The 9,476-nt window shown below is 42.9% G+C and carries 6 protein-coding genes and 1 pseudogene; 2 read left to right on the top strand and 5 right to left on the bottom strand.

From position 1 onward, the window contains the following. Positions 1-310: 310 nt before the first annotated feature. The 5 genes from greA to ACERC8_RS09220 all read right to left on the bottom strand — a co-directional run bounded on the left by greA (position 311) and on the right by ACERC8_RS09220 (position 7,949). Positions 311-793, bottom strand: coding sequence for a transcription elongation factor GreA (gene greA / locus ACERC8_RS09240; RefSeq protein ID WP_373659595.1), 483 nt, complete (start codon positions 791-793; stop codon positions 311-313). Positions 794-856: 63 nt separating this feature from the next. Beyond that, a complete protein-coding gene (mltG, locus tag ACERC8_RS09235; protein ID WP_373659594.1) occupies positions 857-2,566 on the bottom strand; it encodes an endolytic transglycosylase MltG in 1,710 nt (569 codons plus the stop codon). 73 nt (positions 2,567-2,639) lie between these two features. Then, positions 2,640-3,971, bottom strand: a complete 1,332-nt coding sequence (gene murC, locus ACERC8_RS09230) for a UDP-N-acetylmuramate--L-alanine ligase (protein WP_373659593.1) — start codon at positions 3,969-3,971, stop codon at positions 2,640-2,642. 10 nt (positions 3,972-3,981) lie between these two features. After that, complete coding sequence (locus ACERC8_RS09225) at positions 3,982-4,566, bottom strand: hypothetical protein (protein ID WP_373659592.1); 585 nt, start codon at positions 4,564-4,566, stop codon at positions 3,982-3,984. Positions 4,567-4,883: 317 nt separating this feature from the next. Continuing rightward, complete coding sequence (locus ACERC8_RS09220) at positions 4,884-7,949, bottom strand: DEAD/DEAH box helicase (RefSeq protein WP_373659591.1); 3,066 nt, start codon at positions 7,947-7,949, stop codon at positions 4,884-4,886. A 101-nt stretch (positions 7,950-8,050) separates the two neighbouring features. Here ACERC8_RS09220 and ACERC8_RS09215 point away from each other — a divergent pair. After that, positions 8,051-8,323, top strand: a pseudogene (locus tag ACERC8_RS09215) (acylphosphatase); the annotation flags it as partial. A 105-nt stretch (positions 8,324-8,428) separates the two neighbouring features. Further along, complete coding sequence (gene yidC, locus ACERC8_RS09210) at positions 8,429-9,361, top strand: membrane protein insertase YidC (protein ID WP_373659590.1); 933 nt, start codon at positions 8,429-8,431, stop codon at positions 9,359-9,361. Positions 9,362-9,476 lie beyond the last annotated feature (115 nt).

The raw sequence follows: 9,476 nt of genomic DNA, 5'->3' as shown, positions 1-9,476 counted from the left end.
TTGGCTTACAGAACAGCTTTTGAAGCACTATTGAAGGAATTGTGATAAGTGTTGCACTTATTCTTGCAATTTATCTTATAATAAACAGAGAGTGAGACGGAAATCGGTAATTCGTAAGAATGCGATTTTTCCTCACCTTTTAATTTCCTAAGTTTGAGCTGAGACGGGCTCTTCCAGAACCGTTTTCGAGGCTGATAAATGTCTAGTTTATCTTTATAAGTTAACGCCATAAGAAAGGCACCCAAAAAAGTTAGATTTTTCCGTCCAACTTTTGGGGTGCAGTTCACTTTTGTCCCAGCCTCTATTTTTATTACTTGGTTTTTGTCACTTTTAGAATCTCAACATCATAACTGCATGTAGGGGCGAGAATCGTTGCGGTATCGCCTGAACGCTTACCGATAATAGCTTGTGCAAATGGACTCTCATTAGAAATTCTACCCGCCAAAACATCAGCTGCTGCTGAACCAACAATAGAATAAGTTTCTTTTATCTTACTTCCAATTTCTCTGATAACAACCGTTTTTCCTATAGCTACTTCATCTTTTGCAATAGAATCACTATCAATGATAACTGCAAAACGAATCTGGGTCTCAAGCATAGAGATTTGCCCTTCGACAAAGGCTTGCTCATCTTTTGCTGCATCATATTCACTGTTTTCGGAAAGGTCACCATAAGAACGAGCGATTTTCAAACGCTCAACAACTTCTGGACGACGGACAAGGATCAGCTCCTCTAGTTCTTTTTCTAGCTGTTCTTTTTCAGCTAAGGTCATCGGATATGTTTTTTCAGCCATAACTTTCACTTTCTATATCAACACCAAACTTGACGTGCGAACACATCAAGTTTGTTACTTTTATTACGGTAATTTACTGTTAACGTATTTTTCAACGTTAGCTTCATGGTCTTCAAAGGTTTCTGCATAGTAAACCTTGCCAGTTGTCACGTCAGCCACAAAATAGAGGTAATCGGTTTGAGCGGGCATGATAGTCGCTTGGATGGCTTTCAAACTCGGGCTATCCACTGCACCTGGCATTAGGCCAACATTAGCATAAATGTTGTATGGGGAGTCAATCGCCGTATCAATGGCTGTATCCTCAGCTAAGGTTGTCTTATCACCTAGCTTATCCATTGCATACAAGATGGCAATATTACTCTGTAACGGCATATCAATGGCCAAACGATTGTAGAAAACACTAGCAATCTTCTGACGATCATCATCTGAAGAGCCTTCTTTTTCAACCAGCGATGCTAGGGTCAGAACCTCATTAACTGTCATACCTTTCTCAGCAATGGTTGCATAATGAGGAGCCAAATTATTATCCATAGCTGCCAGCATCTCATCTAAGAGTCCTTCTAATGTCGTTGTCTCATAATAAGAGTAGGTTGCTGGGAAGAGGTAACCTTCTAATTGGAATTTCACTAATGAGGCATCTGGTAGGCTACCCAGAAGATTTGGGTATTTCTCAACCATTCGAGCGATGACCTCTGGATTTTGAACGAGGGCAAGGAAGTCTTCTTCTGAGAATGGTGACTTATCTGTTTTATCATCTGTTGCGCCGTTTAGAGCAACAGCTTTAGCAATTTGGGTCAATGTATAGCCTTCTGGAATGACAATTTTTCCAAGTGCTGGTAAAACTGGCTCTGGTGTTCCCCCTTCTTGGAGTAATTTTGAAATATCATCAAGTGACATGCTCTTTTGAAGGTTGTAATAGCCACTTTGGAAGTTTGAATAGTTTTTGAACTTTGTATAGTAATTAAAAATTGTACTACTTTTAATCAAACCATTTTCTTCCAAAATTTGACCAATTTGACGGTTGCTAGATCCTGATGGAATCTCCACTTGCACGTAATCAGTTGCTGTCTTATCCAATGGTCCTACAGCACTAGACACATAGCGGTACCCAAAGAAAGCTGTCACCAGGAGCAAGACAACAATCGTTGTTCCCAAAATCAGTGAAATTTTCTTTGCCAGAGAACTATTTTTCTGACGTTTCTGTTGTCTAAAAGCATCATCCGCAACAATATAGTCCTCGTAATCGTCATCAACTGGATTATCAGCAAAGAGATCCTGATCAAAAGGAAGGACTTCCGGACGATGGTCAGTTTCTTCTGCAACTGGCTCTAAACCACTCAAACTAGCTTGTTCGATGATGACGGTATCGCCAAAGTCATTAAATGTGGTTTCTCGGAGAGATTCCAAATCAATCGGAGCTGTCTCAGAGAAATCTGGAATGGCCGTCTCTGATAGACTATCATAGCGCTCTAACTCACGTCGAATAACTTCGCGTTCAGCTTCAAGAACATCTTCTTCAGGAGACAATTGTTCGATTGGTTCATCAGGCATAGCCTTATCTTGGTCAACTAATGGCTCAGTCTCCAATGTAGCATCTTGCTCATGACAAGCCAACTCAGCCTCCAAAGCAGCTTCCTGACGAGCTTTCTCTTCCTGAGCTAATCGTTCTTCACGCTGACGAGACGCTTGGCGCAAGTCCTCTAGAATTTTTTCCTTGAATGTTTTATCGTGAGTGGCATTTGGACGGTCGTCATCATTAAAGATATCGGTCACGGCAGAACCTCCTTGTGTTTATCATCATACTATTATAACTGAATTAACTATAAATTTCAAGTTATCGCTTACTTTATTGGTTATTTCGTGTTAGATTAGATAATAACTGTTCAAAAGATTGCTCGTAGGACTGAATATCACCAGCTCCCATAAAGACATAGACGGCATTTTGATGATCTAACAAAGGTGAAACGTTTTCGACAGTAATGACACTAGCAGGTTTGGTGATGCGATTAGCCAAATCCTCAACCTTGACCTCACCCTTATCCACTTCGCGAGCCGAGCCATAAATCTGAGCCAGATAAACACTATCCGCTTCATTCAATGCTATGGCAAAATCATCTAGGAGTGCGATGGTTCGAGTGAAGGTATGCGGTTGAAAAACAGCAACAATTTCTTTTTCTGGGTATTTCTGACGTGCAGCATCAAGGGTTGCAATAATCTCTGTCGGGTGATGGGCAAAATCATCGATAATCACTGTGTCATCGATTCGTTTCTCAGTAAAGCGACGTTTGACGCCAGCAAAGGTACGGATATGCTCACGCACCAACTCCATACTAAACCCTGCAATATAGAGATTACCAATAACCGCAAGAGCGTTTAAAATGTTATGGCTACCATAAGCAGGCATGTGGAAGATACCTAAGTCCTCACCGCGATAGAGCACTCGAAAGTCTGATCCTTCTGTTGTCCGCAAAATATCGACAGCTTGGAAATCATCCGCTGGCTCAAAACCGTAATAATAAATCGGTGCGGCTGCTTCTATTTGTCTGAGATACTTATCACCACCGTAGAGAAACAGTCCCTCGCTGACCTGTTTAGCATAGTCGTTAAACGCGTTAAACACGTCGTCAACACTGGTGAAATAATCAGGATGGTCAAAATCTATATTAGTAATAATCGAATAGGCGGGATAATAAGGCGCAAAATGCCTTTCATACTCATCAGATTCAAACACAAAATAAGAACTTTGATCAGAACCACGACCTGTTCCATCACCAATCAAATAACTGGTATCTGTGATATGGCGCATCACATGGGCTAGAAGACCCGTTGTTGAGGTTTTGCCATGAGCACCTGCCACACCAAAACTGGTAAACTGAGTCATGAGATCGCCTAAGAATTCATGGTAACGTTGAAATGGAATGCCCTGTTCCAAGGCATAAGCTACTTCAATATTGTTATCTGGCCTAAAAGCATTTCCTGCAATGAGCGTCACATCGGGCTGAATATTATCTGTCGAAAAGGGCAAAATCTTAACGCCAGCCAATTCAAGGTCACGCTGGGTAAAGTAATACTGATCAACATCACTTCCTTGCACATCATGCCCCATCTGATGCAACATCAGTGCTAGAGCGCTCATTCCTGAGCCCTTAATCCCAATAAAATGATAAGTTTTTGTCATTTAATTCTCCTCAGTTTTGTCCTTCAAGACGGGACAGGTTTAGTTCTTGGGCCACACGTTGTTCCTTTTGACGTTGAATGGCATCCTGATTGTAGATTTGACTCCGTTTCAAGAAGTCATAATTGTTCTTTTTAGGCTCTTTTGCTGAAGCATTAACAGGTTCTTGGTAGAGTTGTGGTAACTCTGCTAAGATGTAGGCATCTTGTCTAAGGGCTTTAGCATAGTCGCCCCAGCCCTTTATGGGTTTGTTAGTAGCAACTCGCGCTTGTGAGCGAGAGGACACTGGCTCTTTTGATTTTGGAATAATGGGCATTTCACGTGTCAGCAGGGCTTGTCGCTTTTTCTTAAGGTCTGCTCGTGCTTCTTGACGCCCTTTTTCTGCCGGCTCAAAAACCGGCTGAGTAGTTGGAGGCGTGTCAGCTACTCCAGCAGGCTCACCAGCAGTTTCCACCTCGTCAGCATAAATTTTATCTTGATAGTTGCCTTTAATATTTGTAATCACATCCTCATTCTCATAAAGGGACATCACCCGAGCAAGCTTGATAACAGGCTCGTCATCAGCCACAAGAGGAAATAAGTGCCGTGGTCTAGTCATGCACTGGGCTCCTTTCATAAGCAAGGTCAGAGAGTGGAACAAAAATCGGTAATTCGTCAGAATTCGATGAGCCGTTGGCCCACCTCCGCACAGCTCAAACAGCCATCTTTAGGCTGTTTGAGGTTGTGGATAGAGCGATCAAGGCTCGCACAATCGTCAGGGCTGTTCAGCTGATAAAATCAGCGAATTAGAGCCCGCTCAACCACTGCGCCTTGCTTGAAAATTAAAAATCAATTGAGAAGTTAAGACTTTTGTCCCGGCCTCCTATCCTTCAACACCACATTATACCGTAAAATAGATTTTTTTTCAAAGACTACTTATTCCGAAATGCCTAAAATTTCCTTGATTTCAGCAAGTGTCAAACTAGATTTTGGCACATCACCGTCCAGAACATCTTTGATTAAATGGCGCTTGTTATCTTGCAGAGCCAGAATCTTTTCTTCGATGCTTCCTTTGGTAATCAGACGATAGACTTGAACAGGTTTATCTTGTCCCAGCCGATGTGCCCGCCCAATCGCTTGTAGTTCGACGGCAGGATTCCACCACAGATCAACAAGGATAACTGTGTCTGCACCAGTGAGGTTGAGACCAACACCACCAGCCTTTAATGACATCAGAAACACATCCCGACTGCCTTTATTAAATGCGGTCGTCATTTCTTGACGTTCCCTTGGTGGCGTTGACCCTGTCAGAATGTAGTTGTTCAGACCTAGTTCTTGTAATTGCTCTTCAATCAAGGTCAACATGCCTCTGAATTGGGAAAAGATTAAGACCCTATGTCCGTTATCTTTGAGTTGGACCAGTAAGTCTCTAAGCCCATCAAGCTTGCCACTACTTCCTTCGTAAGGCATGAACAACTGCGGCGTATTGCAGATTTGCCTCAACCGTGTAATTCCTGATAAAATCTCAATTTTATCTCTAGCAAATTCTGCCTGGCTGGTTTGAAGTACCCTCTGTTGCATGCGTTCCAGCTGTGCCAGATAAATGGTTTTCTGACCATCACTCATGTCGTTATGATAGGTGATTTCAGTCATATCTGGCAATTCAGGAAGAACCTCTTCTTTCCGACGACGTAGCAAAAACGGACGAATGATGCGTGCGACTGCCTGTGCAGACAGCTGATTAAATTGGGTCTTACTTGTAAATAAGCCAGGTAAAACAATCTGAAATATCGACCAGATTTCTAACAAGCGGTTTTCAATCGGTGTGCCAGACAGGGCAAAGCATCTCGAAACCGGAAAGTCTCTCAGGGCTTGCGCAATCTTGGTTTGACTATTTTTCAAGACCTGTGCTTCATCTAAAATCAAGTAGTCAAAATGATAGTCCTGATAGGTCAGCAAGTCCTGACGAAAACTATGATAGGAGGTCAACAGCACAGCATCCTGCTGTCTGATGCTGGCTTCTCTCTGAGCCTTAGTCCCCTGAACCACACTGACTGCTACCTCCGGCAAAAACTTGGCAAACTCTTCCTGCCAGTTATAAACCAAACTAGAAGGCGCTAAAATGAGTGCACGCTGACCAGCACACAGCTGTCTCGACAAGAAAGCAATGGTCTGCAAGGTCTTGCCAAGCCCCATGTCATCAGCTAAAACACCGCCAAAACCATAATGATCCAAAACAGACAGCCACTGCACGCCACGTTGCTGGTACCCTCGTAAGGTCGCAGAAATAGGAAGTTCTCCCAGCTCAAAAGTTTCAGGGTGCGAAAGATGAGTTGTCATGGATTGCAATTCATCAGAAAAATTAACCCTGTCATAACTGGACAAGGCATCTTTAAGTTGAAAACTAGCAAGGTTAGACACTTGAAACCGACTCTTATCGAGGTGCTTAGCCCGCAAATTTAACAACGTCTGTGAAATCCGCTTAACCTCATCGTCGAATACCACCACTTGACCCGAACGGCTAATAAAATAAGGCTCTTGCTCTTGAAGACTGATGACCGCCTGTTCAATATCAGTCGGGCTAAGGTCAGAAAAATCAAAATTGACCTCTAGCAAACCGCCAGCCCTCTCAAAAGCAATACGTGGTCTAACCACCTGCCACAAGGCCTCAACAGCTGGTGACAAGGTCACCTGCCCCAAGCAGCGCAACTGCGGTAGTTCTTGTTCAAAAAATTGATAAAGTTCAGCTTGTTTGGGCAGAGCTCGATAACTACTAAAAGTTGGCGCAAAGCCTAGCCTCACCAATGTTCTATCAATCTCTCGCTTCTTTTTAGGGTGACTAGTAAATGGCAGAGCCATAAACTCAGATTGTTCCTTGACTGTTAGATCATCATAGTGTAGAACAAGGTCTAGTCTCAGTTGATGATCCTCTTGAGTGATGATAAATTCTGGTTCAAAATCTTTAATAGCAAATGAGAGCGGTGCCTGGACAGGTCCCAAGGTTGAAAAATCAAATAAATGTTCTGCCAGTCGTCCTTGCTCGGTCAAATCCATAATCAAGGTTTTATGCCAGTCTGCTCCGATAGGTAAACTGCTAAGCGCCTTGAACAGGCGTTGCTGACTATCAGTTAAGGCGTAAAAAACACCCTCACGATAAAGATACTGTCCCTCAAATAGGGAAAGATCATAGCGTTCTTTGATGACTAGTCCTATATGATCAAGCTCTAACCTAACCTCGAATTGAAAGAGCTTATACTCAGCTGCCAAGGGCTTCAAGTTGGGTTGCGTTAACACTTGACCTGCTAAGAGGGTTAATGAAAAGGAAGATAGTTTCCCAAGTACCTCTAGCCCTTCTGCAAAAAATCCGCCTGGCAAAAAAAGATGGCGACCATAGGTTGGGAAGAACGTTGAACTGTCGCTAGAGGCCAGGCGATTTAAAAAGTGCAACACTTCTTGGCTGGCTGAATCAAACCAGCCCGTGCTTAGTTGCTCATAGTAATTCTTACCGATTTGGTAATGTTTTTGATCACGCACCAGACTGAGAAAAGCTGGAATATCACGAATCACATAGGAGCGCTGGTCGGGTAAGCGCTGAATTTTAATCGTCCATAGCAACTGCTGACCATAAGGTCGCTCTCCGATGACTGACAAGCAATACTTATTCTCTTCATGCGGAAGTTCCTCTAATTCATCTAAAAAACGACTGGCAAAAAGATACTCTGAACGGCTCTGCTGGACAGTCTCTTCAACTTTGGGTGTCGCTTCAGATAGTAGATGGTGTTTCACAAAATGCTCCGCACCTGCCAAATGAGCGCAATACCCTTTAGTCGCAAAGAAATCACAATTACAATGATTGAAGTAGTCATCATCAGCGTAAGTTACCTCAGCATCTCCCACCATCAGTTGATGGCTTTGTTCATTACTATCCTGTAGCTGAACTTGACCAGTTTGATAAAGGGCGACCCCTTCTTGTCTGACCCAGCTTGGCATCAACTTTGCCATCTTGACCTCCAAAAACTTAATTATCTATTATATCACAAATACGACCATTTTATGGTAAACTAACCTTGATAAAAGATTTTTTTAAGGAGAGCAAGATGTAAAAGGTCAGATTACTTGTAGCAGGTCGGGTTCAGGAGATTGGGTTTCGTTATGCGACTCAGGCGCTAGCCATGGAAATTGGCGGTATTTATGGACGGGTCTGGAATAATGACGATGGTACTGTCGAAATTCTCGCTCAGGCTGAAGAACATCACGAATTACAGCGATTTATTCATGGGATTAGAAATAATCCTTCACCCTTTGCTAAGGTGACTTATGTCGATGTCACACCTGTCGCTTTTTCAGATTACAGCGATTTTCGAGTGGTTAACTGAGTGTCCCTGTCACAAACTGACGAAATACTACCTAAACTGTTGAGAATTTTTTCAAAAAAAGGTAGAATGTTATGGTATCACAAAAAAGCAAAGGAATACATGATTTTGAAAAAACATCGACTCTTACTCTCAGGTTTAAGCCTGAGCCTACTTATGCTCCTAGCTGGGTGTGTCAACACTGTGAATGGCGTCCCTACTAAGGATGACCCGATTTGGAATTATCTCGTTGCCCCAATGGGTGAAGTAATTCGCTATTTCGCTGTTGATAAAGCACTCGGCTTTGGGATTGCGATTATCCTTGTGACCATCTTGGTGCGTGTCTTGATCATCTTGCCTCTTGGACTTTATCAGTCTTGGCAAGCCACTTATCAGGCTGAGAAACGTAACTACTTTAGCCATATTTTCGAACCACTAAATAAACGCCTACGAGAGGCTGAGACCAACGATGAAAAGTTGGCCATCCAGACCGAAATCATGGCGTTAAACAAAGAATATGGTCTTAGTCTCTTTGGCGGCATAGGATGCTTACCGATTCTGATTCAAATGCCATTCTTCTCTGCCCTCTTCTATGCTGCACGCTATACAGAAGGCATCAGTGGCACGAGTTTCCTCTGGTTCCGCTTGGATCAGCCAGACCTGATTTTGACCGCAATCATCGCCGCACTTTACCTTTTGCAAGCTCATCTGTCTCTAGCAACTGTTCCTGAAGAGCAAAAAGCTCAAATGAAAACAACCATGTACATGATGCCAATCATGATGGTCGGATTCGGTTTTACGTCTCCTGCTGGGGTCCTTCTCTACTGGTTAGTCGGTGGTGTGATTGCTATTTTCCAACAACTTCTGGTTACCTATATAATCAAGCCACGCCTAAGAGCTAAGGTCGAGGAAGAGTATCGCCTTAACCCACCGAAAGCCTATAAGCCGAAGACAGCAAAACCTGCTAAACCAGTTCATGACAGCAAAGAAGCTCCTAAAGCCATCATTGCTAACATCGATAATAAAAAACGTAATGCTGGTAAGCAAAAACGCCGCTCATAGTATCAAAAAACTGGATGTTTAGTCCAGTTTTTTCTATATTTTTTGGCTCTATAATTTCTGTAGTGGGTAAATCCACCATGGAGATTATAGAGCCTTTTGAGTGTAGAAAAAAAGT

Source organism: Streptococcus sp. E29BA, from assembly GCF_041807805.1.
GTDB lineage: Bacteria > Bacillota > Bacilli > Lactobacillales > Streptococcaceae > Streptococcus > Streptococcus entericus.
Note: the sequence above shows the minus strand (reverse complement) of the source record. Positions and strands in the feature narration are given on the sequence as shown.

Bases quoted from the DNA above. Each gene is read 5' to 3' on its own strand.
- ACERC8_RS09225 (WP_373659592.1), bottom strand. From the start codon at position 4,566: ATGACTAGACCACGGCACTTATTTCCTCTTGTGGCTGATGACGAGCCT.
- murC (WP_373659593.1), bottom strand. From the start codon at position 3,971: ATGACAAAAACTTATCATTTTATTGGGATTAAGGGCTCAGGAATGAGC.
- ACERC8_RS09220 (WP_373659591.1), bottom strand. From the start codon at position 7,949: ATGGCAAAGTTGATGCCAAGCTGGGTCAGACAAGAAGGGGTCGCCCTT.
- greA (WP_373659595.1), bottom strand. From the start codon at position 793: ATGGCTGAAAAAACATATCCGATGACCTTAGCTGAAAAAGAACAGCTA.